This is a genomic window from Modicisalibacter sp. MOD 31.J, from assembly GCF_020147985.1.
Classification (GTDB): Bacteria; Pseudomonadota; Gammaproteobacteria; order Pseudomonadales; family Halomonadaceae; genus Modicisalibacter; species Modicisalibacter coralii.
In genome coordinates this window covers 686,830-711,394 of the sequence record NZ_JAGXFF010000002.1, presented here as the reverse complement: position 1 = coordinate 711,394, position 24,565 = coordinate 686,830, and the positions used below count along the sequence as shown (strand labels likewise).

The 24,565-nt window shown below is 67.1% G+C and carries 28 protein-coding genes and 1 tRNA gene; 11 read left to right on the top strand and 18 right to left on the bottom strand.

Annotated features, from left to right (window positions below):
• Window positions 1-4: 4 nt before the first annotated feature.
• The 11 genes from KGR00_RS09055 to KGR00_RS09005 form a co-directional block, all read right to left on the bottom strand.
• Window positions 5-553 carry an ACP phosphodiesterase gene (locus KGR00_RS09055; protein ID WP_224417062.1) on the bottom strand — a complete coding sequence of 183 codons (549 nt, stop codon included), beginning with the start codon at window positions 551-553 and terminating at the stop codon, window positions 5-7.
• A gap of 56 nt (window positions 554-609) precedes the next feature.
• Window positions 610-963, bottom strand: a complete 354-nt coding sequence (locus KGR00_RS09050) for a TusE/DsrC/DsvC family sulfur relay protein (RefSeq protein WP_224417063.1) — start codon at window positions 961-963, stop codon at window positions 610-612.
• Window positions 963-1,253: a sulfurtransferase complex subunit TusB gene (tusB, locus tag KGR00_RS09045; protein WP_224417064.1), complete on the bottom strand. Its 291-nt coding sequence runs from the start codon at window positions 1,251-1,253 to the stop codon at window positions 963-965. Before tusB ends, KGR00_RS09050 begins: the two co-directional genes overlap by 1 nt.
• A gap of 23 nt (window positions 1,254-1,276) precedes the next feature.
• Entirely contained in the window at window positions 1,277-1,648 is a 372-nt protein-coding gene (locus tag KGR00_RS09040; protein WP_224417065.1) for a DsrE family protein, read from the bottom strand.
• Window positions 1,649-1,657: 9 nt separating this feature from the next.
• The gene (tusD, locus tag KGR00_RS09035) at window positions 1,658-2,050 is read right to left on the bottom strand and encodes a sulfurtransferase complex subunit TusD (protein WP_224419791.1); all 393 of its coding nucleotides are present in this window, start codon (window positions 2,048-2,050) and stop codon (window positions 1,658-1,660) included.
• A gap of 88 nt (window positions 2,051-2,138) precedes the next feature.
• Complete coding sequence (locus KGR00_RS09030; RefSeq protein WP_224417066.1) at window positions 2,139-2,807, bottom strand: Bax inhibitor-1/YccA family protein; 669 nt, start codon at window positions 2,805-2,807, stop codon at window positions 2,139-2,141.
• A gap of 115 nt (window positions 2,808-2,922) precedes the next feature.
• Entirely contained in the window at window positions 2,923-3,582 is a 660-nt protein-coding gene (locus KGR00_RS09025) for a metallophosphoesterase (protein WP_224417067.1), read from the bottom strand.
• A gap of 126 nt (window positions 3,583-3,708) precedes the next feature.
• The gene (locus KGR00_RS09020) at window positions 3,709-3,984 is read right to left on the bottom strand and encodes a hypothetical protein (protein WP_129139847.1); all 276 of its coding nucleotides are present in this window, start codon (window positions 3,982-3,984) and stop codon (window positions 3,709-3,711) included.
• A 50-nt stretch (window positions 3,985-4,034) separates the two neighbouring features.
• On the bottom strand, window positions 4,035-4,295 hold the full coding sequence (locus KGR00_RS09015) for a hypothetical protein (protein ID WP_129139848.1): 261 nt from the start codon (window positions 4,293-4,295) through the stop codon (window positions 4,035-4,037).
• A 24-nt stretch (window positions 4,296-4,319) separates the two neighbouring features.
• Window positions 4,320-4,517, bottom strand: a complete 198-nt coding sequence (locus KGR00_RS09010) for a CsbD family protein (RefSeq protein ID WP_129139849.1) — start codon at window positions 4,515-4,517, stop codon at window positions 4,320-4,322.
• A gap of 216 nt (window positions 4,518-4,733) precedes the next feature.
• Window positions 4,734-4,823, bottom strand: a tRNA-Ser gene (locus tag KGR00_RS09005).
• 192 nt (window positions 4,824-5,015) lie between these two features.
• On the opposite strand from KGR00_RS09005, the gene KGR00_RS09000 reads away from it, so the two are divergent.
• From KGR00_RS09000 to KGR00_RS08990, 3 genes are all read left to right on the top strand, one after another.
• The gene (locus KGR00_RS09000; protein ID WP_224417068.1) at window positions 5,016-6,560 is read left to right on the top strand and encodes an alkaline phosphatase D family protein; all 1,545 of its coding nucleotides are present in this window, start codon (window positions 5,016-5,018) and stop codon (window positions 6,558-6,560) included.
• A 126-nt stretch (window positions 6,561-6,686) separates the two neighbouring features.
• Entirely contained in the window at window positions 6,687-6,956 is a 270-nt protein-coding gene (locus KGR00_RS08995) for a hypothetical protein (protein ID WP_224417069.1), read from the top strand.
• Window positions 6,957-7,102: 146 nt separating this feature from the next.
• Window positions 7,103-7,309 (top strand): hypothetical protein, encoded by a 207-nt coding sequence (locus KGR00_RS08990; RefSeq protein WP_129139889.1) that lies wholly within the window; start codon window positions 7,103-7,105, stop codon window positions 7,307-7,309.
• Between the two features lie 148 nt (window positions 7,310-7,457).
• Here KGR00_RS08990 and KGR00_RS08985 read toward each other — a convergent pair whose 3' ends face one another.
• Window positions 7,458-9,167, bottom strand: coding sequence for a potassium/proton antiporter (locus tag KGR00_RS08985; protein ID WP_224417070.1), 1,710 nt, complete (start codon window positions 9,165-9,167; stop codon window positions 7,458-7,460).
• A 186-nt stretch (window positions 9,168-9,353) separates the two neighbouring features.
• Between KGR00_RS08985 and KGR00_RS08980 the strand changes: the two genes are divergently transcribed.
• Entirely contained in the window at window positions 9,354-10,520 is a 1,167-nt protein-coding gene (locus KGR00_RS08980) for an ABC transporter substrate-binding protein (protein ID WP_162500840.1), read from the top strand.
• 42 nt (window positions 10,521-10,562) lie between these two features.
• On the top strand, window positions 10,563-11,951 hold the full coding sequence (locus tag KGR00_RS08975; RefSeq protein ID WP_224417071.1) for a 3'-5' exonuclease family protein: 1,389 nt from the start codon (window positions 10,563-10,565) through the stop codon (window positions 11,949-11,951).
• A gap of 165 nt (window positions 11,952-12,116) precedes the next feature.
• Here KGR00_RS08975 and KGR00_RS08970 read toward each other — a convergent pair whose 3' ends face one another.
• The 6 genes from KGR00_RS08970 to KGR00_RS08945 all read right to left on the bottom strand — a co-directional run bounded on the left by KGR00_RS08970 (window position 12,117) and on the right by KGR00_RS08945 (window position 16,502).
• Window positions 12,117-12,902, bottom strand: coding sequence for an alpha/beta fold hydrolase (locus tag KGR00_RS08970; protein WP_224417072.1), 786 nt, complete (start codon window positions 12,900-12,902; stop codon window positions 12,117-12,119).
• Window positions 12,903-12,938: 36 nt separating this feature from the next.
• Complete coding sequence (locus KGR00_RS08965; RefSeq protein ID WP_224417073.1) at window positions 12,939-13,604, bottom strand: 7-cyano-7-deazaguanine/7-aminomethyl-7-deazaguanine transporter; 666 nt, start codon at window positions 13,602-13,604, stop codon at window positions 12,939-12,941.
• Window positions 13,605-13,706: 102 nt separating this feature from the next.
• The gene (nudC, locus tag KGR00_RS08960) at window positions 13,707-14,483 is read right to left on the bottom strand and encodes an NAD(+) diphosphatase (protein WP_129139895.1); all 777 of its coding nucleotides are present in this window, start codon (window positions 14,481-14,483) and stop codon (window positions 13,707-13,709) included.
• Complete coding sequence (gene dnaQ / locus KGR00_RS08955) at window positions 14,484-15,239, bottom strand: DNA polymerase III subunit epsilon (RefSeq protein ID WP_224417074.1); 756 nt, start codon at window positions 15,237-15,239, stop codon at window positions 14,484-14,486.
• Between the two features lie 29 nt (window positions 15,240-15,268).
• A complete protein-coding gene (rnhA, locus tag KGR00_RS08950; protein WP_129139897.1) occupies window positions 15,269-15,730 on the bottom strand; it encodes a ribonuclease HI in 462 nt (153 codons plus the stop codon).
• Window positions 15,723-16,502: a methyltransferase domain-containing protein gene (locus tag KGR00_RS08945; RefSeq protein WP_224417075.1), complete on the bottom strand. Its 780-nt coding sequence runs from the start codon at window positions 16,500-16,502 to the stop codon at window positions 15,723-15,725. The genes rnhA and KGR00_RS08945 overlap by 8 nt, the downstream gene beginning before the upstream one ends.
• Before the next feature lie 134 nt (window positions 16,503-16,636).
• Here KGR00_RS08945 and gloB point away from each other — a divergent pair, with 134 nt between their 5' ends.
• The 6 genes from gloB to KGR00_RS08915 all read left to right on the top strand — a co-directional run bounded on the left by gloB (window position 16,637) and on the right by KGR00_RS08915 (window position 24,551).
• Window positions 16,637-17,404: a hydroxyacylglutathione hydrolase gene (gene gloB, locus KGR00_RS08940; protein WP_224417076.1), complete on the top strand. Its 768-nt coding sequence runs from the start codon at window positions 16,637-16,639 to the stop codon at window positions 17,402-17,404.
• 44 nt (window positions 17,405-17,448) lie between these two features.
• Window positions 17,449-18,747, top strand: coding sequence for a LysM peptidoglycan-binding domain-containing protein (locus tag KGR00_RS08935; protein WP_224417077.1), 1,299 nt, complete (start codon window positions 17,449-17,451; stop codon window positions 18,745-18,747).
• A gap of 176 nt (window positions 18,748-18,923) precedes the next feature.
• The gene (locus tag KGR00_RS08930) at window positions 18,924-20,756 is read left to right on the top strand and encodes an extracellular solute-binding protein (protein ID WP_224417078.1); all 1,833 of its coding nucleotides are present in this window, start codon (window positions 18,924-18,926) and stop codon (window positions 20,754-20,756) included.
• Window positions 20,757-20,762: 6 nt separating this feature from the next.
• Entirely contained in the window at window positions 20,763-21,839 is a 1,077-nt protein-coding gene (locus KGR00_RS08925; protein ID WP_224417079.1) for a microcin C ABC transporter permease YejB, read from the top strand.
• A complete protein-coding gene (locus KGR00_RS08920; protein ID WP_224417080.1) occupies window positions 21,839-22,972 on the top strand; it encodes an ABC transporter permease in 1,134 nt (377 codons plus the stop codon). The genes KGR00_RS08925 and KGR00_RS08920 overlap by 1 nt, the downstream gene beginning before the upstream one ends.
• Window positions 22,962-24,551: a dipeptide ABC transporter ATP-binding protein gene (locus KGR00_RS08915; RefSeq protein ID WP_224417081.1), complete on the top strand. Its 1,590-nt coding sequence runs from the start codon at window positions 22,962-22,964 to the stop codon at window positions 24,549-24,551. The genes KGR00_RS08920 and KGR00_RS08915 overlap by 11 nt, the downstream gene beginning before the upstream one ends.
• Window positions 24,552-24,565 lie beyond the last annotated feature (14 nt).

The following is a 24,565-nucleotide window of genomic DNA, read 5'->3' as shown; positions in this document are numbered from 1 at the left end:
CCGTTCACACGCCGAGTGCGTCGTTGAGCGCCGGCCACAGGGCGTTGAAGTCGCTTTCCAGCGCCGGATAGTCCGCCTCGACCCAACTCACCAGGCCGGCGAGCCGGTTGGGGCCGGACAGCCGGCGGCCGAGGCCGGCCATTGCCCGACAGGTGAAGGCGAGTTCGGCGTAGCGCGACAGCCAGTCCTCGGCGATCAGGGCGGGCACCAGACGCGCCAGGCGATCGGGGGCTTCGCCCGACGCCAGGACCCGATAACAGCGCTCGATCAGCGCCGCATCGGCATGGTCCCGGGCGACGAAGTGATCCCAGACCATGTCCAGCGCGATGCCCGCATAGCGCCGTCCGGGACGAGGCGCCCTGGCGCGCGCGCCGAGAACCACGGGGTGCCGGTCGACCCAGGCATCCACGCGCCGATGGTGGCGGATGCCGGCGGCGACATCGACGGGCCACGCTTCCAGATCGCGCCCCTTGACCCCGTCGGCGACCAGGTTGCCGTAGAGAAAACCATCCGAGCCGCCGCGGGCCAGCCAGCCATGGGCGAGAAAGTTCACGGCGTGCCTCGGCCCTGGACGAAAACTGCCCGTGCTCGGCGACTTTTCATATAAGCCTAGAGACAGTTGGTCGGTTTGGGCAGGCCGGCGAGACGCGCCGCCACCTTGGCCGGACTGTCGGGAAACAGCCGCATCAGGTGCAGCGAACGCCCCTTTTCCGCGCCGAGTTCCAGCCCCACCGCCTTGACCAGCGGACGCATTGCCGGGGCCGCCTCGTAGCGGGCATAGAAGGCGCGCAACACCTCGATGACCTCCCAGTGCTCGGCGGTCAGTTCACGCCCCTCCTCGGCGGCCAGCGCCTCGGCCACGGCGGGCGTCCAGGCCTGGAGATCGACCAGATACCCTTCCGGGTCGAGCGCCACCTCGCGCCCGTCGACGACCAGATGACGTGTCGGGTTGGTGGTTGCCATCAGTACCAGCTCACGGTGCGTTGGGTTTGCGCGGTCAGGTCGACGAATTCGGCCATGTCGACCATCGCGATCCAGGGGGCGCAGTGTTCGACCAGCCCCCGCGACACGAGGTCCTCGCGCAGGGCGAAGCAGCGCCCCTCGAGCGCGGCGAACAGGTCCGCCTGGGGCGCCACGGCGCCGTAGACCGCGGACTCGATGAGCAACAGCCGATCGTGCGCGCCCATCGCCCGCAGCGCGTCCTGCGGGACCTGGCTGCTGGCGGGCGAGCGGTTGAGGAGATGCAACAGCATGTCGACAGGCTACCTGGCTGGGGTCAGAAATTGAAAACGGCGGCGCTGCCGGCAATCAGGGCGGGCAGCGACTCGGCATCCACCGGCGCCGCCGTCCAGCCGAGCGCGTCGGGCGTCAGCCCGCGACGCTCCAGCGAATCGCGATCCACGCGGATGTCCTCGATGTCGTACATGGCGAGCATGTCGAGGGTGGGATGCGTCCCCTTCTGCCCCAGGGCGCCGGCGCGCTGGCCGGGGCGCAAGGCCTCGACGCCGTCGCCCAGGAACAGCAGCGTCACGCGCTGGCCGAACGCCGCCGCCACCAGCGCCACGTCGAGCCCTTCGCGCAGCCAGCTGCTGTCGTGGGGGGCGTGGCGCAGGATCACCAGCATCGCGGGCGCGGTTTTCTCGCTCATCTCGGCTCCTCAGGGCGAAAACGTGACCAGCCGGTCGTGATCGATCGCCGCCTGGACCAGCTGCCCCAGCCCGGTCAGCACGAAGGGCGCTTCGAGGCTGTGGGCCGGCTTGCCGTGTCGTGCGGCCTCGCCCTCGTCGATCAGGCCGCGGCGCAGGGCGGCAGCGATGCATACCAGCAGTTCACAGCCGTGCTCGCTGGCCAGTGCCTGCCAGCCTTCCCGCAGTTGCGGTTCGTCCTGGGGGGGCGCGGCCAGTCGCGAGGCATTGTAGACCCCGTCGTGATAGAAGAACACGGTTTGCAGCCGATGCCCGGCAGCGATGACCGCCCGCGCGAAGCGCAGCGCGGAATGCGCCGCCTGGTGGCTGTAGGGGCCGCCCTGGACGACGACGGCGTAGCGCAACGGTGCGTTCTGCAAGCTGACCTGACTCCCTGAATGCAAATGGCCCCGTCATCGCGACGGGGCCGGAAGCACGACGTTACCCCGACGCTCAGTCGTCGCTCATCACGCCCAGCAGCGACAGCAGGCTGATGAACAGGTTGTAGATGGACACGTACAGGGTCACGGTGGCGAGGATGTAGTTGGTTTCCCCGGCGCGGTGCACGATCTCGCTGGTCTGGTAGAGGATCACGGCCGAGGAGAACAGCACGAAGCCGGCCGAAACCGCCAGGGCGAGCGCGCCGATGTTGAAGATCATCGCCACGACCATCGCCAGGATCAGCACGATCGCGCCGGCCATGAGGAAGTTGCCGAGGAAGCTGAAGTCCTTGCGGGTCACCAGTGCCACCGCGGAGAGACCGACGAAGGTGGCGCCGGTCATGGCCAGCGCGGTCATCACCAGTTGCGCCCCGTTGGGCACCGACAGGTAGAGGCTGAGGATGGGGCCCAGCGTGAAGCCCATGAACCCGGTGAAGGCGAAGATCGCCGCCAGGCCCGCCGCGGAGTCGGCGGTCTTGTGCACCAGGAACATCAGGCCGTAGGCGCCGATGAAGAAGATCAGGATGTTCATCTGGCCGACGCCCATGGCGACGGCCGCCGCTGCGGTGACTGCCGAGAACAGCAGCGTCATCGCCAGCAGCATGTAGGTATTGCGCAGAACCTTGTTGGTCGCCAACGCCGACTCGCGGCGATCGGTGACCTGGGACGATTGATAGGCCATGTGCTCGGACTCCTGTGGGATCGAATACTGCACGATTGGACCTAGCATGCCGACTGCGAGTTCCCTACGCAAGCCCGCTGCGAACGCGACGGTTGACGCTTTTCAGACGCCCCCGTCAGTCGGCGAGCCTGGCCAGACTTTCGCTCAGCGGTTCGACATGCAGATGCTGCGTGGTGAAGGCGCCGGTATCGATGTAGCGAACGTTACCCAGATTGGTCGGCCGTTCGAGAATCGAGTGGCCGACGATCACCGCATCGATGCCGGCGACCGGCCGCGTATCCCAACCCGCCAGTCGCTGCCGCGCCCAGACGAGATGCCGGCGCAGCATGGGGTCGGCCTGCTCGATATCCCGCCAGTCATCCGGCGGTTCGGCGTGAACGATGCCGATCCGCGTCGCACCGAGCGCCACTTCCATGGCGTAGGGCATCCTCGCCAGCGCGGCATCGACCAGCGCCTGCAGCGATGCCCGATCTTCCTTCAGTGCCCAGCGCCCGCCGTTTTCCAGCCACAGCGGCCAGGCGCCGTTGTCGAGGGCGTCCTGCGCGAGGCATTCGTGGTTGCCGCGCACGGCGTGGAACCAGGGTTCGAAGACCAGCTTCAGACACGCCGGTGAATCCGGGCCGCGATCGATCAGGTCGCCGACGCTGAACAGACGGTCGCGGGCCGTATCGAAACCGAGCCGGTCCAGGGCCGCCATCAGCAGGCCATGACAGCCGTGGATGTCACCGACGACATAGTCGGTACCGTAGCGATTGGGGGCGAAGCGTTCGATCATCGTGTCTCGGGCAGACGGTGCCGGTTGAGGTCGGTCGCCACGCATGGCGTACCGCGATCGATGATGGCGGAGGTCGGGTGGGGGCGTGAAACGGCCCCGGCGCAGGCCGGGACCGAGCGACCGGCGTCAGGTCTTCTTGTCGCCAGTGAGGTTGATCTTGAGGGCAATGCCGGCATTGGTGCGGACATTGTTGAGCTCCAGCGCATGCTGAGTCATGTCCGCTTCGAGCTGCTTGAAGGCCTCGGCGTCATCGCGCTGCATGGCCAGCAGCTGGTTCTCGGACAGATTCTTGGAACCGAGATAATCCTTGCCAGTCTTGCGCAACGCGGTACCGACTTCCCCGGCGACCATGTCGTGGAAGTTGGTCTCGTCTTCGCCAGCGTTCTGAATCGTGATCTCCATGGCGTCTCCTTTTGCCATTCTGGAATGGGTCTCGCATCCGGCGAGAGCGTTCAGGACTGAGGCTGTACACGCGCCTCGTAGTGCGCCGGCACATCGCCGACCTCGGGATGGTAACGCGGGTCGGTCACCGTCAGCCGGGCATCGTCGGTATCCACGCGGCGGTGAATCAGCACGTCACCCTTGTCGATGTCGTGCAGCGCCTCGAGGATGACGGTGTCGCCCGTGACCGTGCCATGCACGGGACCCAGCCGCTCACCCGAGGACGATTTCTCGATGAGGAGCGTGTCATTCTGAGGGTTCTCGGTTTGCATATGCCTCTCCGTGGCCGTTTCGTTTCAGAGCTTGCCGTAGAACGCGTCGACTTCCTTCTTGGCCTCTTCGCGCTCCATGCCGTGGCGCTCCTGGAGCTTGCCGACCAGCTTGTCGTATTCGCCGCCGATGACGTCGAGGTCATCGTCGCTGAGCTTGCCCCAGCGCTTCTTGGCTTCGCCCTTGAGCTGATTCCAGTTGCCTTTGACCTGATCCGAGTTCATGACTGTCTCCTTGTCTACTCATGTGGGCAGCCTTCATGGCTGCTCATGGATTACCCTAGCAGGCCTGCCGCGAGTTCGCCTAGGGTTTGCGCCACCGTCCGCCGAGATCTTCGGCGTCGCGTCCCGCCAACGGGAAGAGCGATCTGCCATCGCCCCGCCATGGCCAGCGCAAACGAAAAAGGGAACCAGCCAAATGGCTGATTCCCTGGAATAAAGTGGCGGAGGGACAGGGATTCGAACCCTGGGAGGGCGTTAACCCTCGCCGGTTTTCAAGACCGGTGCATTCAACCGCTCTGCCATCCCTCCGGCTCACGGCGTCGCATATTACCACTTTTTCTTTCGGCGTCAACTGTCTGACACAATCAATACAATGCCTTAGCGGTCGCTCCCGCCACGTGGCACGTCTTTCGGCTTGCCGTGTCTTCAACGAAATGACCCGAAAGCGTCATCGCCTGCTGCCATCGTCCGGGATGGATCCACGACCGTGAGGAAGCCGTCATGCAACTGTCACGCAGGGAGCTCTTCGGCCTGGGGCTGAAAGGTGTCGCGTCAATGGGGGCCGTGATCGCCGCCCCGTCGATTGTGCTGGCCGAAAGCCGGCGTCCGGTCATCACGTCTGGCGTGATGAGCGGCGACATGCTGACCGACCGCGCCATGCTCTGGTCGCGGGTCGACCGGCCCGCGCGGATGCTACTGGAAATCGCCGACAACCCGGAATTTCACGGTGCCCGCCGGCTCGAGGGGCCCAACGCCCTGCCGGCCGGCGGCTTGACGGCCAAGCAGGACGTGACCGGGCTCGATGGCGATACCCTGCACTACCGGGTGCGGTTCGCGGCGCTGGGCGATCCGCGCGCGGTCAGCGAGCCGGTCGAGGGGCGCTTGCGGCTGCCGCCGACCGCACCCCGTGACGTGCGGTTCGTGTGGTCGGGTGACGTGGCCGGCCAGGGCTGGGGCATCGACGAGTCGCGTGGGGGCATGACCATCTTCGAGACCATGCGCGCGCAGCGCCCCGATTTCTTCATCCATTCCGGCGATACCGTCTATGCCGACGGCCCGCTGCCCGAGACGGTGACGCTGCCCGACGGCGGCACCTGGCGCAACCGGCTGACGCCAGCCAAGAGCAAGGTCGCCGAAACGCTCGACGAGTTTCGCGGCCAGCACGCCTACAACCTGCTGGACGACAATGTCCGGCGCTTTTATGGCGAGGTGCCGATGCTCGCCCAGTGGGACGATCACGAGACCCTCAACAACTGGTACCCCGGCGAGACGCTCGAGGACGACCGCTACCGGGTCAGGAACGTGTCGTTGCTCGCCGCCCGCGCCCGCCAGGCCTTTCTGGAGTACACCCCGATCCGCCAGCGCCCGGAATCCCCGCAGCGGATCTATCGCCGCTTTGCCTACGGCCCGGGGCTGGAGGTGTTCATGCTCGACATGCGCAGTTTCCGCGACGCCAACAGCCGCAATCGTCAGGCCGCGCCGCAGCCGGCGCCTTTCCTCGGCGACGCCCAGGTCGACTGGCTGCTCGATGGCCTGAAACGCTCGACGGCGACCTGGAAGGTGATCGCGGCGGACATGCCCATCGGGCTGGTGGTGCGGGATGGCGACGACTTCGAGGCCGTGGCCAATGACGAGGCGGGCCGGCCGCTGGGACGCGAACGCGAGATCGCCCGGTTGCTGCGGGGCATTCGTGACGCGGACGTGCGCAACGTGGTCTGGCTGACCGCCGACGTCCACTACACGGCGGCCCATCACTATGCCCCCGAGCGGGCCAGCTTCACGGACTTTGCCCCGTTCTGGGAGTTCGTCAGCGGCCCTTTGCATGCCGGCACCTTCGGCCCCGGCGACCTGGACGCCACCTTCGGCCCCCGGGTCGTCTATCAGAAGGCGCCGCCGCAGGGGCGCTCGAACCTGCCGCCGTCCGAGGGCTACCAGTTCTTCGGCCGGGTCGATCTCGACGGCGACAGCGAACGGCTCACGGTGACCCTGATGGATGTCGCCGGACGCGCCCTGCACGAGCAGGTGCTCGACCCGCAGACGGCCTGAGGATCGGGGAAGCAGGCCGACATTGACCGAGGTCACGAGACCCGGTTGCCTGCGTCGTGTCACGGTCCGTATCGTGAGTGGGGTACGCCTATCGAACCCACACGACAAGAGCCACGCAGGTGAACCATGGCCGTATTCAACGTCAGCTACGATCTGCAACAACCCGAGACCTACGAGGGCTTCTACAATCTGCTCGAATCGTTTCCGCACGATCACATCATGGATGGCTGCTGGCTCGTCGAGAGCGACGACGATGCCGGCAGCCTGCGTGACCAGCTCAAGGCGCACATCCATGGTCAGGATGCGGTTTTCGTGGTGCGTATCGGCGACGACTGGGCGGGGGCCGGCACGCAGTGCGGCGGCTGGCTGAACGCCCCGGAACGGCGCTTCGGCTGAGTCGCCGCCTCGAGCTGCCACGGGCGACTTGCTCCAGGTTATCGCGGCGCGACCTGATGCCTTTGCTAGGCTTCACTAGGCTTGATCCATCGGGTCGGTAGCGGCCCGGACAAGCGACCCACCCATCCGCAGGGCAGGACTCGATCATGCTGCACGAGGCCATCGCGATTCGCGAAGTTCCAGCATCCGGCGCCGATGAGGCGCCCCACTACGAAGTCTACGACAGCGACACGGGCACGCCACTGGGCACCTTCGAGACCTACGAGGCCGCCGAGGCGGAGATGGAGAGCATGAAGGCATCCAACCGTGTCGCCATCGATCCGCCGAACGAGGAGGAACCGGATACGCAGTGAGACGCGCCTGACGCGTCCCCTGCCCTGGCCGCCGCACCGGTCGAGGCCTCACTGGCTGATGCCGGTGGCCGCTGCGGCGTGCCCATCCTGCCGAGACCGCTGCCCGGTTGCACCACGCAATGCCCCACCGCAACAGCGGTCGTGACGTTCACTGATAGAGCCGCAGTCCCACCTTGGTCACCTGATTGCCCTGCATCTCGCTGACCACCCAGTGGATGCCGTGCCAGTCAATGTCGTCCCCGACCACCGGATGCCCGCCGACCCGCAGCGAGGCGAACTCGCCGAGCGTCATCTCCTGCTCGCCCGGGCTCAGTGTCAGACCATAGGCATCGGCCACGTCCCGCATCAGTGCCGCGCCGTCGAGGGTGAAGGTCCCGAAGAAGGCCCGCTCACGCTTGAGTCGCGCATCGCCGTTGAACAGTCGGTTGAGCGCCGGCAGGTCGTCGCTGCGGCCGATCACGCAGAGCACGTCGTCCATGCGCAGCCGGGTGCTGCCCTTGGGGTGCAACATGGTGTGCTGGCGGAACAGCGCCGAGATCAGGGCCCCCGAGGGAAAGCGCAACAGGCGGATCGGCACATCCTCGAGGGCATCGTTCTCGACCCGATAGACGAACATCTCGTAGTCGTTTTCGGGCAGCACGCCCAGCGGACCGCGCAGATTGGGCGTGACCCGCGGGGGGATCTGCACCCGGGTCCAGCGGGCCATCGGCGACAGTGAGCCACCCTGGATCAGCAGCGAAATCAGCACGGCGAAGAAGGCGATGTTGAAATACAGCGCCGCGTTCTCGACGCCGCCGATCACCGGGAAGATCGCCAGCACGATGGGCACCGCGCCGCGCAGGCCCACCCAGGCGATGAAGGCCACCTCCCGCCAGCGAAAACGAAAGAACGGCTTGATGGCGCACACCACCGCCAGCGGACGGGCGACGAAGATCAGGATCAGTGCCAGGGCGATGCCGGGCAAGGCGTAACCGATCATGGTGCTGGGCGTCACCAGCAGCCCCAGCACCAGGAACAGGCCGATCTGGCTCAACCAGGCGAAGCCGTCGTGGACCGGGAGGATGAAGTTGAGGTGGCGCCCGGGGCGATTGCCGATCATCAGGCCGGTGAGATAGATCGCCAGGAAACCGCTGCCATCGAGGGCGCTGGTCAGGCCGAAGACGCAGAAGCCCAGCGCCAGGGTGAGCAACGAATAGAGTCCCGGTGCCAGATACAGCCAGCTCAGCAGCCGGGCGATCAACCAGCCGGCGCCGAGACCGATCGCCAGGCCCAGGCCGAACTGGTTGAGGAACAGCCACAGCGTATCCAGCGGGCCCTGGACGTCGCCGGTCAGGATCTCCACCAGCGAAATGGTCAGAAAGATCGCCATCGGGTCGTTGGTCCCGGACTCGATCTCCAGCGTCGCACCGACACGCTCGTTGAGGTTCACGCCCTGCCCGCCGAGCATCGAGAACACCGCCGCGGCATCCGTCGAACCGACGATGGCCCCCACCAGCAACCCCTGGGCCAGCGACAGGTCGAGGATCCACATGGCGAACAGCCCCATGATCCCGCTGGTCAGGAATACTCCCAGCGTGGCCAGCGACAGGGCCGGCTTGAAGCCGACGCGAAAGGTCTTCAGCCGTGTGCGCAGCCCGCCGTCGAGCAGGATCATCGCCAGTGCCAGATTGCCGATGATGAACGCCAGCGGGTAGTTGTCGAACTCGATGCCCAGCAGGCCGTCCTCGCCGACCAGCATCCCCAGGCCGAGGAAGATCAACAGCAGCGGCACGCCGAACAGCGACGACAGGCGACTGGCGAGAATGCTCAGGGCCAGCAGCGAGCCGCTGAACAGAAAGAGAGTGTGAATGCTATCCATGGCCGTCCCTGTCGCGAATCCGAGCCCATTATGCCATGGTCGCAGGCGAGGCAAGAACGAGAGGCGTCATCGTTGGGAAGGCGCACGCCCGCGGGCCCGTCTGGCCAGGCAGCAAGCGCGCGGATAGACTGGAACGCCGCTCGTCTGCGCGGGACACTCCCATTCGCTACAGGAACCATCGACATCATGCTGGAACGCTGTCTTCCGGCCATCCTGCTGAGCGTGTGCCTGGCGGCCAGTCCCGTGGCATTCGCCGCTGCCTCGCTCGACCCGGCGTCGGTCGCCGCCGCGCTCAGCAGCGTCCAGGCCGATGCCGAGTCCCCGGCCGACATCATTCGCGACAACCCGCTGATCCACGAGCTGGCCGGCGAGCGGGGAGCCGTGCTGCTCGACGAGCCCGACGAACCGGATTACGTGAGCAAGGACCCTGAGCCGATCACGCCACCGCCCACCCATGCGCTGCGGATCGTGCTCGACTGGTACGTCAACCCCTATCACGCCGCCCTCATCGTGGCCCGCGAACGCGGTCTGTTCGATCGGCTGGGGCTCGACGTGACGCTCTCACCCCCCGCCGACCCCAGCGTGCCGCCCAAGCTGGTCGCGGCCGGCCGGGCGGAACTCGCCCTGGTTTCCGAACCGAGCCTGCATCGGCTGGTCGACCAGGGCCTGTCGCTGATCCGGGTCGGCACCTTGATTCCGCTGCCGCTCAGCGGGGTCCTGGTCCGCGACGATGCCGGGATCGACTCGGTTGCCGACCTCGAGGGCAAGACCATCGGCTATGCGGTCGAAGGCCCGGCGCGGGTCTATCTCGACGCCCTGTTCGCGCATCAGCCTTTCGGTCTCGACGCCGTGACCCTCCAGCCCGTCGACTTCGGTCTCGGGCAGGCGCTGGCCGGCGGCAAGGTCGATGCCATCGTCGGCCCCTTGCGGCCCCTGGAACGTGACGGGCTGGCCGAACAAGGGGTGGCGACGCACGAGCTGGAGATCGAGGACGGCACGCTACCGCTCTACGACGCGCTGACCGTGGTCGCCAACCGCGACACGCTGAGCCGGCACCGGCGGGACATCGCCCACTTCATGAATGCCGTGGAAGAAGCCATGGTCTGGATCGTGCGCCATCCACAGGCAGCCTGGACGCTGATCAGCCAGGCCGAACCGGCCCTCGATACGCCGGAAAACGCCCGCGCCTGGCCGACCCTGCTGCCCTACTTCGCCCTGCGGCCGGGATTGTTGCAGGTCGAGCGCTATCGCCGCTTCGAGCATTACCTGTATCGGCGCGGCCTGGTGGGGCAAGTCACGCCGCTGGCGAGCCTCGCCGTCGATGTCACGGCGCCGGAGACGCCATCGCCCTGACCCGCAACCAACAACGCTGCTACCGGACCCTGCGCTTCTGCCATGCTCGAACGCCCGCTGATCTTTCTCGACCTGGAAACCACCGGGACCCGGACCACGCGCGATCGCATCACCGAGATCGCCGCCCTGCGGGTCATCGATGGCCGCGTCGTCGATCGTTTCGTCACGCTGGTCGACCCGGCGATGGCGATCCCGGCGCGCATCCAGACATTGACCGGCATCAGCGACGCGATGGTCCGCGACCAGCCGACATTCGCGGCACTGGCCAACGACTTCTTCGCCTGGCTGGGTGACGATCCGCTGGTCGCTCACAATGCGCGTTTCGATTACGGCTTCCTGCGTAACGCCTTCGAGCGCGCCGGCCTGCGCTATCGGGCCGAGGTGATCTGCACCCTCAAGCTCTCGCGACGCCTGGCGCCGCAGGAGCGGCACCACAATCTCGACGCCCTGCTCGCCCGGCACGCGCTGAACGACCATCCCCGCCATCGCGCCGAGGGCGATGCCCGGGCGATGCTGGCTCTCTGGCGGCGCTGGCTCGAGGAGCACGCCCCGGCCGACATCGAGCGCCTGCTCGACGCGCAGCGTCGTCAGGCCAGCCTGCCGGCGCATCTGGACCCGGCAGAGCTGCAGGACCTGCCGGAACGTCCGGGCGTCTACGTCTTCCGCGGCGAGAACGGCGCGGTGCTCTATGTCGGCAAGAGCGTCAACCTGCGCTCTCGGGTCATGAGCCATTTCCACGGCGACCATCGCAGCGATCGCGAGATGCGCCTCAAGCAACAGACCCACGCGCTGACGTGGCAGGAAACCGCCGGCGATCTCGGCGCCCAGTTGCTCGAGGCGCACTGGATCAAGACATTGATGCCGATCCACAACCGCCGGCTGCGGCGGCGCGGGCGACTGGTGAGCTGGCAATGGACCCCGGACGACGCCCTGCCCCGGCTGGTCGACAGCGACTCCCTCCAGCCCACGGCCTCGCGGGCCCTCTACGGGCTGTTCCGCAACCGCAAGGAAGCCCGCACGGCGCTCGAACACATCGCCGAGCAGCATCGGCTATGTCCGCAGCTGCTGGGGCTGGTCGCGGGCCAGGGGCGCTGTTTCGCCAGCCAGCTGGGACGTTGCCGCGGGGCCTGTCACGGCGGGGAGAGCCTCGCGGAACATCGTCGGCGCACGGCCGAGGCACTGGAACGGCTGCGTATCCATCACTGGCCCTGGCCCGGTGCCATGGCCTTCGGTGAAACGGCCGGCGACGGGGCGCGTGTCTGGCACATCGTCGATCACTGGTGCTATCGCGGCAGTGTCGAGCGGCTGTCTCCGGACGCCCTGGCCTCGCTGGACGACCGCCCGCCGCGTTTCGACGTCGACACCTACAAGATCCTGCGGCGCTTTCTGGATGCCGACGACAGTGGGCTGGAGATTCGCCCACTCCCCTGAGAGGGTGTTTACAAATTAGGCGAGCGAAGGCAAGACAAGGCAAAATCGGCCGAAAAAGCGGAGTTTACACGGGGTAAATGAGCATTTTGACCGGGCTCGCGTACGAGGCCGATTTTAACGCCGTATTGTCGAGCGCAGGCATTTTGTAAACACCCTCTGACGGCCTCAGCCGTTGTGCTCGAGGAAGGCGTCGATGGTTTCGCGGAACGCTTTCGGGGCCTCGGCATGCAGCCAGTGGCCGGCCTCGAGCGTGACGATGTCGGCCCTGGGCAGCACCTCACGCAGCTTCGGCAGCAGTGAGTCGGGCACATAGTCCGACTGCGCGCCGCGCACCACCAGGGTCGCTCCCTCGAAGGCACCCTGGCCGGCGGGCTCGGCGATGATCGCGTCGTAGTCGGCCTCGATCTCGTCGAGCCCGACCCGCCAGCGCATGACGCCCGCGTCGTCGCGGACCAGATTGGTGGCCAGGAACTGGCGCGTCGCCTGGGTCTCGATCGTCTCGGCCATCAGCGCGTCGGCCGCCTGGCGTGACGTGGGAGCCTCGCCCTCGACCCGCCGCATGGCCGCGAAGATGTCGTCATGGCCGTGACCATAGGCGACCGGCGCGATGTCGGCGACCATCAACGAGGCCACGCGGCGCGGCGCTTCACGGGCGATGCTGATCGCCACCTTGCCGCCCATCGAATGCCCCAGCAGGTCACAGTCGTCGATCGATAGCCGATCGAGCAGCGCGATGACGTCGGCGGCCATGGCGGTGTAGCTCATGCCGGCCACATGGGGCGAGCGACCATGGTTGCGCAGGTCGACGGCGATCACCCGGCGGCTTCGCTGCCACTGCTTGGCATGCGACCGCCAGTTGTCGGCACTGCCAAGCAGGCCGTGGAGGATGACCAGCGGCCGGGTCCCTTCGGGACCGTTGTCCTGACAATACAGCGCGACGGTGTCGGTCATGGTGGGTCTCCCTTGGTGATGATGGCTTGCCGTCGCTCAGACGCCTTCGCGGCCGGGCGACGCCCCCCAGGCCAGCAGGCGCCGGGTCAGGAAGCCCAGCAGCACGCCATAGAGCGGCAGGAACAGCAGCAGCGAAATGGTCAGCTTGACGGCGTAATCGACCCAGGCGATCTCGACCCAGTGGGTGGCCATGAAGGCGTCGGGGCCCTGGTGGAAGGCGATCGCGAAAAACGCGAAGGTGTCGGCGAGGTTGCCGAAGATCGTGGATATTGCCGGGGCCACCCACCAGTGGGCGTTGCGCCGCAGCCGGTCGAAGACCTGAATGTCGAGCAACTGACCGATCACGTAGGCCATGAAGCTCGCCAGCGCGATGCGCGCCACGAACAGGTTGAAGTGCGTGAGCGCCGCCAGGCTGCGAAACTCGCCCTTCTCGAACAGTACCGAGAGCAGATACGACACCAGCAGCGCCGGGATCATCACCCGGGCGATGATCAGTCGCGCCGGCGTCTTGCCGAACAGCCGCACGGTGAGGTCGGTGGCGAGGAAGATGAACGGGAAGCTGAAGGCGCCCCAGGTCGTGTGCACGCCGGCAATGGTGAACGGCAACTGCACCAGATAGTTGCTGGCGGCGATGATCAGGATATGGAAGGCGACCATGGCGGCCAGACAACGCCGGTACTGGCTGGCGGTGAGCGAGAGCATGCGGATCCTTTTTACTGACGGTCGAAATGGCGAGGGGTGAGGGAACCCTCGAAGTGGCGCCGGATTATACCCGAACGGCCGCCCTGCGTCGTGGTGGCTCGCTCAGCGTGAACGGATGCCGTCGAGATAGGTCTCGATCAACGCCCGCGATATCGAGTAGGCCGGGGGCAGTTGCGGCAGGCGGCGTGGCGTGAACCAGGCGGCGTCGGCGATCTCCACCCCGTCGATACGGATCCGCCGGCTGGCGGCCTCGGCAAAGAAGCCCAGCATCAGCGAGTGGGGAAACGGCCAGGCCTGGCTGCGGAAATAGCGAATCCGCCCTACTGTCAGCCCGACTTCCTCGAAGATCTCGCGGCGCACGGCATCCTCGGCGGATTCCCCCGGCTCGATGAAGCCGGCCAGCGTCGAGTAGCGCCCGGGCGGGAAGCGCGGGCTGCGGGCCAGCAGCAGGTCCTCGCCGTGGGTGACCAGGGTGATGATGCACGGCGAGATGCGCGGATAGTTGCGATGCCCGCAGGCATCGCAGTGCATGGCGAACTCGCCGGCGATCCGCCGCATGGTGCTGCCGCAACGTCCGCAGAAGCGATGGTTGCGCTGCCAGGCGATCACCTGCAGCGCCGTGGAGAGCAGCGTGAAGCGCGACTCGGGAAGATCGCCGAGCCATTGGCGGGCCGCGGGCCAGCCGCGCTCCTCGGGCTCGGCGAGCACCGCCACCGGCTCGTCGTTCCAGAAACCCAGCGGCTGGGCCGCCTCGGGCCAGGTCTCGACCGCCGCGAAGGGCCAGCCGTCGGGCCCTTCGGCGATGCCCCCGGCGGCGTCGACACGGATCAAGAGTCCGCCACGGTGCGCTTCGGCCTCGGCCAGGTCACGACGAAACATCTACTCGCCTCCGAGACGGCCGGCATCATTCAGGGCATCCCAGCAACACTGCCCGGCCTTGTCGCGGATGCTGGCCAGCTTGGCCTCGTGGGCGGCCCACTCCGCCTCGCTGGGGCGGGCGACGACCAGGCGCGGGCGATCGTTGTTCAGGCGACGTATGCGTGTGGTGCCGGCCCCGTTCTCGCTGGCCTCGACGCTGTCGGCGTCGAGGACCAGGGCGGTCTGCCCGCCGGTCATCGCCAGATAGACGTCGGCGAGAATCTCGGCGTCGAGCAAGGCGCCGTGGAGGACACGATGGCCGTTGTCGATCTCGTAGCGCTTGCACAGGGCGTCGAGGTTGTTGCGCTGGCCGGGATGGCGGTCGCGGGCGAGTTTCAGGGTATCGAGTATGCCGCAGTGCTCGGCCACCGGCCCCAGTCGGGGCTCGCCACGCTTGGCCTGCAGCAGTTCGAACTCGTGGTCGATGAAGCCGACGTCGAACGCGGCGTTGTGGATCACCAGCTCGGCGCCCTGAATGAAGGCCCAGAACGCGTCGGCGATCTCGGCGAATACCGGCTCGTCGGCGACGCGCTCGTTGGTGATGCCGTGGATCCCCACCGCTTCGGCATCGATGTTGCGTTCGGGATTGATGTACTGGTGATAGTGGCGTCCGGTCAGACGGCGGTTGACGACCTCGACGGCACCGATCTCGACGAGACGGTGGCCTTCCCGGGGGTCGATGCCGGTGGTTTCGGTGTCGAGTACGATCTGACGCATAGGATTCTCGCGGTAACCGGGTTGTCGCTTCAGTCCGTCGTCGCCATGGCGGCGTCGATGGCCTCGTTGGCCAGGGCGTCGGCGCGTTCGTTGCCGGGGTGGCCGCTGTGCCCCTTCACCCAGTGCCACTCGATCTGGTGGCGCCGGGTTTCGGCGAGCAGTTCCTGCCACAGCTCGGCATTCTTGACCGGCTGGCGCGCCGCGGTCTTCCAGCCCCGCTTCTGCCAGCCGTGGATCCATTCGGTGATGCCCTTGCGCAGGTATTCCGAGTCGGTATACAGCGCCACGTGACAGGGACGCTTGAGTTCCCGCAGCGCCATGATCGCCGCTTTCAGCTCCATGCGGTTGTTGGTGGTCACCGCCTCGTAGCCGTTGAGCGTCTTCTCGTGGCGGCCGGCATGCAGCAGCGCGCCCCAGCCACCGGGGCCGGGATTGCCGCGACAGGCGCCGTCGGTATGAATGATCACGGCGGGCGTCTTCTGGTCAGTCAACCTCGGTCATCCTCTCGCGTTCGTGCTCGGTGGGGGCGACTCGCGGCGCATGGCCCAGCAGACGGGGTCCGACCGCCGGTGCCCGGAGGCGCGGGCGAACGATCTGGACCCGCTGGGCACGGCGGCGAGCGCGAATCATGTAACTGTCGCCCAGCGGCACGTTGTGGCGGCGGCCCAGCGTCTCCAGACCGGCGTTCCGTGGCTGGCTGCCGGGCAGTCGGAACGCGCAGTAGTCTACCCGCTCGATCTCGAAGTCGACAAACGTCAGCCAGTCGCGCAGGCGGCCCGGCGTTCGCCAGTTGCCCCGCCAGGGCAGCATCGCCCGACGGCCGGGCCAGGGGCGTCGGCAACCCTCGACGCTCAGCGGCGACCAGCCGAAGAGGATCAGACGGCCACCGTCGGAGACCAGGCGGGTCGCTTCCTGAAGGACGCGGTGCGGCTCGGGTACCACTTCGAGCAGGTGGTGCACGACCACCAGCGTCATGCTTTCGTCGGGCAGTGGCAGACGGTGGGGCGTGCAGATCACGCTACTCGCGTCCTGGGCGAGCTCACGGGTGGGCGCCCAGGTCAGGGCGTGGCGCACGGGGCACATGTCGGTCAGTCGCGGCGCCATGCCGAGCTGCAGGCTGTGCTGGCCGAAGAGCCGTTCGCAGACCGGGCCCAGGCAGGCCCGCTCGGCCTGCCAGTGGGCCCGGCCATGGGGCGTCGTCCAGTACTGGCGCCCTTCCCGCACCAGTTGAGCCAACGATATCGTCAATGGCGAATTTGACACGGCGGCTCGTTCCCCCCAAGGTTTAGCCATTTTACGCAGCCGGTGTTGCGGAAGGCGCCGTGGGCGATTCTCACGACGCCGCGCCTTGGGACTCGTCGTCGGCTGCCGTCAACCGCGCTAAGGATAGACTCTCCATGATGAGCGTGACACCGATACCGGCCTTCACGGACAACTATATCTGGCTCCTGCGCCAGGATACCACGCCTCAGGTGGCCATCGTCGATCCGGGCGATGCCGCCCCGGTCATCGATACCCTCGAACGCGAAGGGCTCGAACTCGGCCACATCCTGATCACCCACCACCATCCCGATCATACCGGGGGCATCGCCGAACTCGTCGAGCGCTACTCGCCGAGGGTCATCGGCCCGGCCAACCCCGATATCGACGGGCTCGACGAGCACCTCGGCGACGGCGACGCCTGCCGCGTGCTGGGACGCCGCTTCGACGTGCTGTCGGTGCCCGGTCACACCCTGGATCACATCGCCTTCTTCGCCTCGGGCACGCCGCCGCTGCTGTTCTGCGGAGACACCCTGTTCGCCGGGGGCTGCGGGCGCCTGTTCGAGGGCAGCGCCGAGCAGATGTTCGACTCGCTCGCCCGCCTCGCGGCATTGCCCGAGGACACCCTGGTCTTCGCCGGGCATGAATACACCCTGGCCAATCTGCGTTTCGCCCAGGCCGCCGAACCGGAGAACCCGCTGCGCGACGCCTTTCTGCGGGAATGCCAGCAGGCCCGCTCGCTCGACCGACCGACGCTGCCCAGCAACATCGGCCGCGAACGCCAGATCAATCCGTTCCTGCGCGCGGCCGAGCCCAGCGTACAGCGCGCCGCGGCCCAACAGGGCGACAGCGGCACGCCGCTCGAGACATTCGCCACCCTGCGTGGCTGGAAGGACCGCTTCTGATTCCCCATGGACGCCAACCGACGCGCCCACGAGGCCCAAACGATATGACAGATCGATCGAACCGCCGCCGGGCCAGGTACCTGGCGGGCGGGTTGCTATTGACGCTTTCCACGCTCGGTGGGGCGGTGCAGGCCCAGCCGGATGCCGCCCCCGATACCTTCTGGGACGCCCTGCAACTGCAGGGCCCCACCGAGGCCAGCCTCTGGGCGCAGTTGCGATCGGGGTTCCAGTGGCAGGTCGACACCGGGGAACCGCGGGTCGAGCACTGGCTCGACTACTATCGCCGCCACCCGCTCGGGGTGGCGCGCATCGCCGAGCGGGCACGCCCCTGGCTCTACTGGATCACTCAGGAGGTCGAGCGTCGCGGCATGCCCGCCGAGATCGCCCTGCTGCCGTTCATCGAGAGCGCCTTTCGGCCGACGGCCAAGAATCCCGGCGGTGCCACCGGCCTGTGGCAGCTGATGCCCGGTACCGGCGATGCGCTGGGGCTGCGCCGTGACGGCTGGTACGACGGCCGCGTGGATGTGATCGCCTCGACCCGGGCGGCGCTCGACTATCTGCAGCAGCAGGCCGACCAGTGGTACGACGGCGATCTCGAGCTGGCCCTGGCCGCCTACAACGCCGGCGCCGGCACCGTGAACCGGGCGATGCGCCGGGCCATCTCGCAGGGCGGCAGCGGCGACTACTGGAGCCTGTCCCTGCCCCGGCAGACCATGAACTACGTTCCCAAGCTGCTGGCACTCTCGGAGATCATCGCCGACCCCGAGCGTTACGGGGTCGTGCTGCCCGACATTCCCGACCGTCCGGCGTTCGCCAGGGTCGAGGTCCCCGGGCAGATCGATCTGGCCCAGGCGGCTCGCTTGGCCGGCGTCAGCAAGAGCAAGCTGCGGGCCCTGAATCCGGGCCTGCTGCAGAGTGCCACCCTGCCGCGGCGCTCGCCGGCGTTGCTGGTACCCACCAAGGCCCGCAACGCGCTGGTCGCGGCACTGGCCTCCCGGCCCGACAAGGCCATGGCGCGTGTCGATCGCTATCGGGTCGAGCCCGGCGACACCCTATCGGCGATTGCCGCGCGACACGGGATCCCGCTCAGCGCGCTGCGCCGCGAAAACGGCATCCGTGGCAACATCATCCGCGTCGGCCAGGTGCTTCGCGTACCGCTGGGCCCGCCGGGCCCGGATACCGCCGGCGACACCCTGGTGGTCCAGGTCCGACCCGGCGACAGTCTGAGCCGGATTGCCGCGAAGCATGACGTGAGCGTCGCGGACCTCGCCCGCTGGAACGAACTCGACAGCGACCAGTATCTACGACCCGGCCAGGAATTGACCCTGTTCGCGAACCAATGACGGCCGGCCGCGATTGCGTTGATTGCCGTTGAAGGAACTCGCATCATGGCCGGCAGTCTTGGAAGAATGCGGCGCCCTGGCCCCTCGGCCGGGCGCTGCTCAGCGATGCCGCCGCGCCGTTGCCCGGGCACGCGGCAGCGGATTCGTTTCGAACTGTGCCCAAAAGGACGTCCTCGATGCTACGTAACGCCCTCGCCGCGTTGTTGACCGCCTCGGCGCTGGTCGCCTCACCCCTGGCGCTGGCTGCCGATCCCGGCGAGGTACCCACCGTGTCGGGGCTGTCACTCTACGACCGCCCGGAACTGGGCGACGACTTCGCCCACTTTCCCTACGTCGATCCCAAGGCACCGAAGGGTGGTACGCTGGCCCGAGCCGCTTACGGCAGCTTCGATTCCACCAACCCGTTCATCGTCAAGGGCACCCCCGCCAGCGGGTTGACCGAGGTCTACGACACGCTGATGGTCAGCAACCCCGACGAGCCCTTCTCCATGTACGGCCTGCTCGCGTCGGGGGTGCGTCTCGATCCGCAGCGTCGCTGGATCGAATTCGACATCAACCCCAAGGCTCGCTTCCACGATGGCACACCGGTCACTGCCGAGGACGTGGCGTTCAGCTTTCGTCTGCTGCGCGACGAGGGCTCGCCCTTCTATGCGTCCTACTATGCCGACGTGACGTCGGTCCAGACCGTGGACGCCGACACCGTGCGCTTCGACTTCGCCGAGCACAATTCCCGGGAATTGCCGCTGATCCTCGGCCAGTTGCCGGTGCTGCCCAAGCATTACTGGCAAGACCGCGACTTCACCCGGCCGACGCTCGACGCGCCGCTGGGCTCCGGCCCCTACCGGGTCGCCCGGATCGAACCGGGGCGGCGGATCGTCTACCAGCGTGTCGACGACTACTGGGGCAAGGACCTGCCGGTCAATCGCGGGCGCCACAACATCGACAAGCTGATCTTCGACTACTATCGCGACCAGAGCGTCGCCCTGGAAGCCTTCAAGGCCGGCAACCTCGACATGCGTATCGAGTCGAGCGCGCGCAACTGGGCGACGGCCTACGATTTCCCCGCCGCCAACCAGGGCTTCGTCGACAAGCTGATGATTCCCGACGGCCAACCGGCGGGCATGCAGGGCTACGTGATGAACCTGCGTCGCGACAAGTTCAAGGACGTGCGGGTTCGCGAGGCGCTCAGCCTGGCGTTCTACTTTCCCTGGCTCAACGACAACCTGTTCTATGGCGCCTACCAGCGCACCCACAGCTATTTCGAGAACTCACCGATGGCCGCCAGCGGCGAGCCGGGGCCGGGCGAGCTCGAGCTGCTCGAGCCCTACCGCGACCAGTTGCCCGAGTCGGTCTTCGACGCGCCGCTGCCGATCGACGAGCCCGCGGACCTGCGTCCGCGCCTGCGCAAGGCACTCGGACTGCTGCGCGATGCCGGTTACGAGATCCAGAACGGGCAGCTCGTCGACCGCAAGACCGGCCAGCCCTTCACGCTGGAGGTCCTGCTCCACGACACCCAGTTCGAACGCATCGTCCAGCCGCTGCTCAAGAACCTGGCGAGAATCGGCATCGACGGCCGCATCCGCACCGTCGACGTCAACCAGTACCTGAATCGGCTGCGCAGCTTCGATTACGACATGATCGTCGGCAGCTTTCCGCAGTCGTCCAACCCGGGCAACGAGCAACGCGAGTACTGGACCTCCGAGTACGCCGACAAGCCGCAGAGCCGCAACCTGATCGGCCTCGAGGACCCGGTGATCGACGCCCTGGTCGATGACCTGATCCGCGCCGACTCGCGGCAGTCGCTGAACACCGCGGCCCAGGCCCTGGATCGCGTGCTGCGCTGGGGCTTCTACGTGATCCCCCAGTGGCATCTCGACAAGACGCGGATCGCCGTCTGGGACAAGTTCGGCCGTCCGCAGCCGCCTCCCCGCTACACCCCCGATCTCGACGCCTGGTGGGTCGACCCGCAGCGGGCGAAGACCATCGACAATCGCCAGCACGGGGAATAAGCCGCGGTGGCTGCGTATGTCCTCAGACGAGTGCTGCTGATGATCCCCACCCTGCTGGGGATCATGCTGCTCAACTTCATCATCGTCCAGGCGGCCCCCGGCGGGCCGATCGACCAGATCATCGCCCGCTATCAGGGCCTGGACAGCAACGCCAGCACCCGTCTCGAGGGCGGGGGCGGCGATTCGGTCGGCAGCGGTCAGGAATCGCGGGGCGCACGCGGTGTCGACCCGCGATTCATCGCCCAGCTCGAGAAGCAGTTCGGTTTCGACGAGCCCGCCTATCAGCGTTTTTTCGACATGATCGTGGACTACGCGACCTTCGACCTGGGCAACAGCTTCTTCCGCGACCGCCCGGTCGTCGATCTGATGCTCGAACGGCTGCCGGTGTCGATCTCGCTGGGACTATGGACGACGCTGCTGGTCTATCTCATCTCGATCCCCCTGGGCATCCGCAAGGCGCTGCGCCATGGGTCCCGCTTCGATGTCTGGACCTCGGGACTGGTGATCGTCGGCTACGCGATTCCCGGGTTCCTGTTCGCCATCCTGCTGATCGTGCTGTTCGCCGGGGGTAGCTACTTCGACCTGTTCCCGTTGCGCGGGCTGACCTCGCCGGACTTCGATCAGCTCTCGCTGTGGGGCAAGGTGACCGATTATCTGTGGCACATCACCCTGCCGGTGATCGCCGCCTCGATCGGCAGCTTCGCGACCCTGACGATGCTCACCAAGAACAGCTTTCTCGACGAGATCCACAAGCAGTACGTGTTGACCGCCCGGGCCAAGGGCGCAAGCGACCGGCGCGTGCTCTACGGGCATGTCTTCCGCAATGCCATGCTGCTGATCATCGCCGGGTTGCCGTCGGCACTGGTGGGCATCTTTTTCACCGGCTCGCTGCTGATCGAGGTGATCTTCTCGCTCAACGGCCTGGGCCTGCTGGGCTTCGAGGCGGTGATGCAGCGCGACTACCCGGTGATCTTCGGCACCCTGTATCTCTATACCCTGATCGGCCTGATCCTCAAGCTGGTCTCCGACTTGACCTATGTGTGGGTCGATCCCCGCATCGATTTCGAGGCGCGGGAGTCATGATGGCCACTTCCCCTGCCCGCAAGTCCCGATTGTCGCCGATCACCCGCCGTCGGCTGCGCATTTTCCGAGGCAACCGCCGCGCCTGGATCTCGTTCTGGTGCTTTCTCGCGCTGTTCACGCTGAGCCTGGGGGCCGAACTGATCGCCAACGACAAACCGCTGGTGATGCACTATCAGGGCCACTGGTACGCCCCGTTGCTGGTCGATTACCCGGAGACCGAGTTCGGCGGTTTCCTGCCCACCACGGCGGACTACCGCGACCCCTTCGTCGCCGAGGAGATCGAGGCCCACGGCTGGATGCTCTGGCCGCCGATCCCCTTCGCGTTCGATACCCTCGATCAGCAGCTCAACCACCCCGCGCCCTCGCCGCCCGACGCGCGCCACTGGCTGGGCACCGACGACCAGGGGCGCGACGTGCTGGCCCGGGTGATCTACGGCTTTCGGCTGTCGGTGCTCTTCGCCCTGGCCCTGACGGTGGGCTCGCTGATCCTCGGCGTGCTCTTCGGCGGCATCCAGGGCTACTTCGGCGGCAAGGTCGACCTGATCGGCCAGCGGCTGTCGGAAATCTGGTCGGGGCTGCCGATGCTGTTCCTGTTGATCATCCTCGCCAGTCTGGTGGAACCCAACATCTGGTGGCTGCTGGGGATCATGCTGTTGTTCTCGTGGCTGGGGCTGGTGGATATCGTGCGCGCCGAATTCCTGCGCGCGCGCAACCTCGAGTATGTGCGTGCCGCACGTGCCATGGGCCTGCCGCCACATCTGATCATGTGGCGCCACGTGCTGCCCAACGCCATGGTCGCCACCCTGACCTTCATCCCCTTCCTGTTTACCGGGGCCATCACCACGCTGACGGCGCTCGACTTCCTGGGTTTCGGCCTGCCGCCCGGATCACCCTCGCTGGGCGAACTGGTGGCCCAGGGCAAGAACAACCTCCAGGCGCCGTGGCTGGGGATCACCGCCTTCGTCAGTCTCAGCCTGATGTTGTCGTTGCTGGTCTTCATCGGCGAGGGACTGCGCGACGCCTTCGATCCGAGACACATCGAACACGCCGAACGGGCCCCGGCCCCGATACCTCAGAGCGAGGCACCGCCCCATGACCCCGCCGCCGAGAGGGAGCGCGTCGATGAACGCTGAAACCGTCCTCGAGCTCCAGGACCTCACCATCGCCTTTGGCGGGGAGCCCGTCGTCGAGCGCCTGTCGTTGCGCGTCGACGCCGGTGAAACCCTGGCCCTGGTCGGCGAATCGGGCTCCGGAAAGTCGGTGAGCGCGCTGGGGGCCATGGGCCTGCTGCCGGCCGATACCCGTATCGGCGGGACCCGGCACATGGCGGGCCGCGACCTGGGAGCGCTGAACGCCCGGGAGTGGCAGCGCCTTCGCGGCAATCAGGTGGGCTTCATCTTCCAGGAGCCGATGACCTCGTTGAACCCGCTGCACACGGTCGGCAAGCAGATCGGCGAGATGCTGCGACTGCACGGTGGCTTGCGCGGGCGGGAGGCGCGCCGTGAGGCTCGCGAGCTGCTCGAGCAGGTCCGCCTGCCGCGCCCCGAGGAACTGCTCGATGCCTGGCCGCATCAGCTTTCCGGCGGCCAGCGACAGCGCGTGATGATCGCCATGGCGATCGCCAATCGCCCGCGCCTGCTGATCGCCGACGAGCCGACCACCGCCCTCGACGTCACCGTCCAGCAGGAGATCCTGCATCTGCTGCGCGATCTCCAGGCACGCCACGGCATGGCGATGCTGCTGATCACCCACGATCTCAATCTGGTGCGGCGCCACGCCGACCGCGTCTGCGTGCTCTATCGCGGTCGGGAGCAGGAAACCGGCCCGGTCCAGCGGGTCTTCGAGGCGCCCGAGAGTGACTACACCCGCACCCTGCTGGCAGCGGAACCCGACGGGCGTCCGGCGCCCTGCCACGCCGCAACGACACTTCTCGAGGCGCGTGGCGTCGGCGTGACCTTTGCGCGACCCAAGCGGTTGTTGGCCAAGCGCCCGCCGGATTTCGTCGCCGTGAAGCCATTGGACCTGCATCTGGCACGCGGCGAAACGCTGGGTATCGTCGGCGAATCGGGGTCCGGGAAGACTACCCTGGCGATGGGCCTGCTGCGGCTCAACGCCGCGCGCGGCGAGATCCGTCTGGACGGGACGCGTCTCGACGCGTTGAGCGGCAAGGCCCTGCGTCGGCAGCGCCGCCGTGCCCAGATCGTCTTCCAGGACCCCTACGGTTCGTTGTCGCCGCGCATGCCGGTCTTCGACATCGTCAGCGAAGGGCTGCGCTACCACCATCCGCATCTCGGCGACGACGAAGTGCGAGAGCGGGTCGTCACCACCCTGCGTGAAGTCGGTCTGCCCGAGGACGTCGTGTCGCGCTATCCCCATGAGTTCTCCGGCGGCCAGCGACAGCGCATCGCCGTGGCGCGGGCGATCATCCTCGAACCGGATCTGGTGGTACTCGACGAACCCACCTCGGCGCTGGACCGCACGGTCCAGAAACAGCTCGTCGTCTTGCTGCGCGATCTCCAGGCCCGGCATGGCTTGAGCTACCTGTTCATCAGCCACGACCTGAGCGTGGTCCGTGCCATGGCCCACCGGGTGCTCGTCATGAAGGACGGCGAGGTGGTCGAACAGGGGGATTGCGAGCAGGTCCTGCACGCGCCGTCGAGCGACTACACCCGTGCCCTGCTCGGGGCCGCCGGGCTGCTCTCGGCACGATGACCCCCGTGGCCGAA

What these genes read in the sequence shown, in the direction of transcription:
- KGR00_RS09000 (WP_224417068.1), top strand. Translation starts at nt 5,016, where the DNA reads ATGCAACTGTCACGCAGGGAGCTCTTCGGCCTGGGGCTGAAAGGTGTC.
- KGR00_RS09025 (WP_224417067.1), bottom strand. Translation starts at nt 3,582, where the DNA reads ATGATCGAACGCTTCGCCCCCAATCGCTACGGTACCGACTATGTCGTC.
- KGR00_RS09050 (WP_224417063.1), bottom strand. Translation starts at nt 963, where the DNA reads ATGGCAACCACCAACCCGACACGTCATCTGGTCGTCGACGGGCGCGAG.
- KGR00_RS08995 (WP_224417069.1), top strand. Translation starts at nt 6,687, where the DNA reads ATGGCCGTATTCAACGTCAGCTACGATCTGCAACAACCCGAGACCTAC.
- KGR00_RS09015 (WP_129139848.1), bottom strand. Translation starts at nt 4,295, where the DNA reads ATGCAAACCGAGAACCCTCAGAATGACACGCTCCTCATCGAGAAATCG.
- KGR00_RS09020 (WP_129139847.1), bottom strand. Translation starts at nt 3,984, where the DNA reads ATGGAGATCACGATTCAGAACGCTGGCGAAGACGAGACCAACTTCCAC.
- KGR00_RS09010 (WP_129139849.1), bottom strand. Translation starts at nt 4,517, where the DNA reads ATGAACTCGGATCAGGTCAAAGGCAACTGGAATCAGCTCAAGGGCGAA.
- KGR00_RS08920 (WP_224417080.1), top strand. Translation starts at nt 21,839, where the DNA reads ATGGCCACTTCCCCTGCCCGCAAGTCCCGATTGTCGCCGATCACCCGC.
- KGR00_RS09030 (WP_224417066.1), bottom strand. Translation starts at nt 2,807, where the DNA reads ATGGCCTATCAATCGTCCCAGGTCACCGATCGCCGCGAGTCGGCGTTG.
- KGR00_RS08930 (WP_224417078.1), top strand. Translation starts at nt 18,924, where the DNA reads ATGCTACGTAACGCCCTCGCCGCGTTGTTGACCGCCTCGGCGCTGGTC.
- KGR00_RS08980 (WP_162500840.1), top strand. Translation starts at nt 9,354, where the DNA reads ATGCTGGAACGCTGTCTTCCGGCCATCCTGCTGAGCGTGTGCCTGGCG.
- gloB (WP_224417076.1), top strand. Translation starts at nt 16,637, where the DNA reads ATGATGAGCGTGACACCGATACCGGCCTTCACGGACAACTATATCTGG.
- KGR00_RS08975 (WP_224417071.1), top strand. Translation starts at nt 10,563, where the DNA reads ATGCTCGAACGCCCGCTGATCTTTCTCGACCTGGAAACCACCGGGACC.
- KGR00_RS08965 (WP_224417073.1), bottom strand. Translation starts at nt 13,604, where the DNA reads ATGCTCTCGCTCACCGCCAGCCAGTACCGGCGTTGTCTGGCCGCCATG.
- KGR00_RS08985 (WP_224417070.1), bottom strand. Translation starts at nt 9,167, where the DNA reads ATGGATAGCATTCACACTCTCTTTCTGTTCAGCGGCTCGCTGCTGGCC.
- dnaQ (WP_224417074.1), bottom strand. Translation starts at nt 15,239, where the DNA reads ATGCGTCAGATCGTACTCGACACCGAAACCACCGGCATCGACCCCCGG.
- KGR00_RS08970 (WP_224417072.1), bottom strand. Translation starts at nt 12,902, where the DNA reads ATGACCGACACCGTCGCGCTGTATTGTCAGGACAACGGTCCCGAAGGG.
- KGR00_RS08990 (WP_129139889.1), top strand. Translation starts at nt 7,103, where the DNA reads ATGCTGCACGAGGCCATCGCGATTCGCGAAGTTCCAGCATCCGGCGCC.
- KGR00_RS09040 (WP_224417065.1), bottom strand. Translation starts at nt 1,648, where the DNA reads ATGAGCGAGAAAACCGCGCCCGCGATGCTGGTGATCCTGCGCCACGCC.
- tusB (WP_224417064.1), bottom strand. Translation starts at nt 1,253, where the DNA reads ATGCTGTTGCATCTCCTCAACCGCTCGCCCGCCAGCAGCCAGGTCCCG.
- KGR00_RS08935 (WP_224417077.1), top strand. Translation starts at nt 17,449, where the DNA reads ATGACAGATCGATCGAACCGCCGCCGGGCCAGGTACCTGGCGGGCGGG.
- KGR00_RS08915 (WP_224417081.1), top strand. Translation starts at nt 22,962, where the DNA reads ATGAACGCTGAAACCGTCCTCGAGCTCCAGGACCTCACCATCGCCTTT.
- nudC (WP_129139895.1), bottom strand. Translation starts at nt 14,483, where the DNA reads ATGTTTCGTCGTGACCTGGCCGAGGCCGAAGCGCACCGTGGCGGACTC.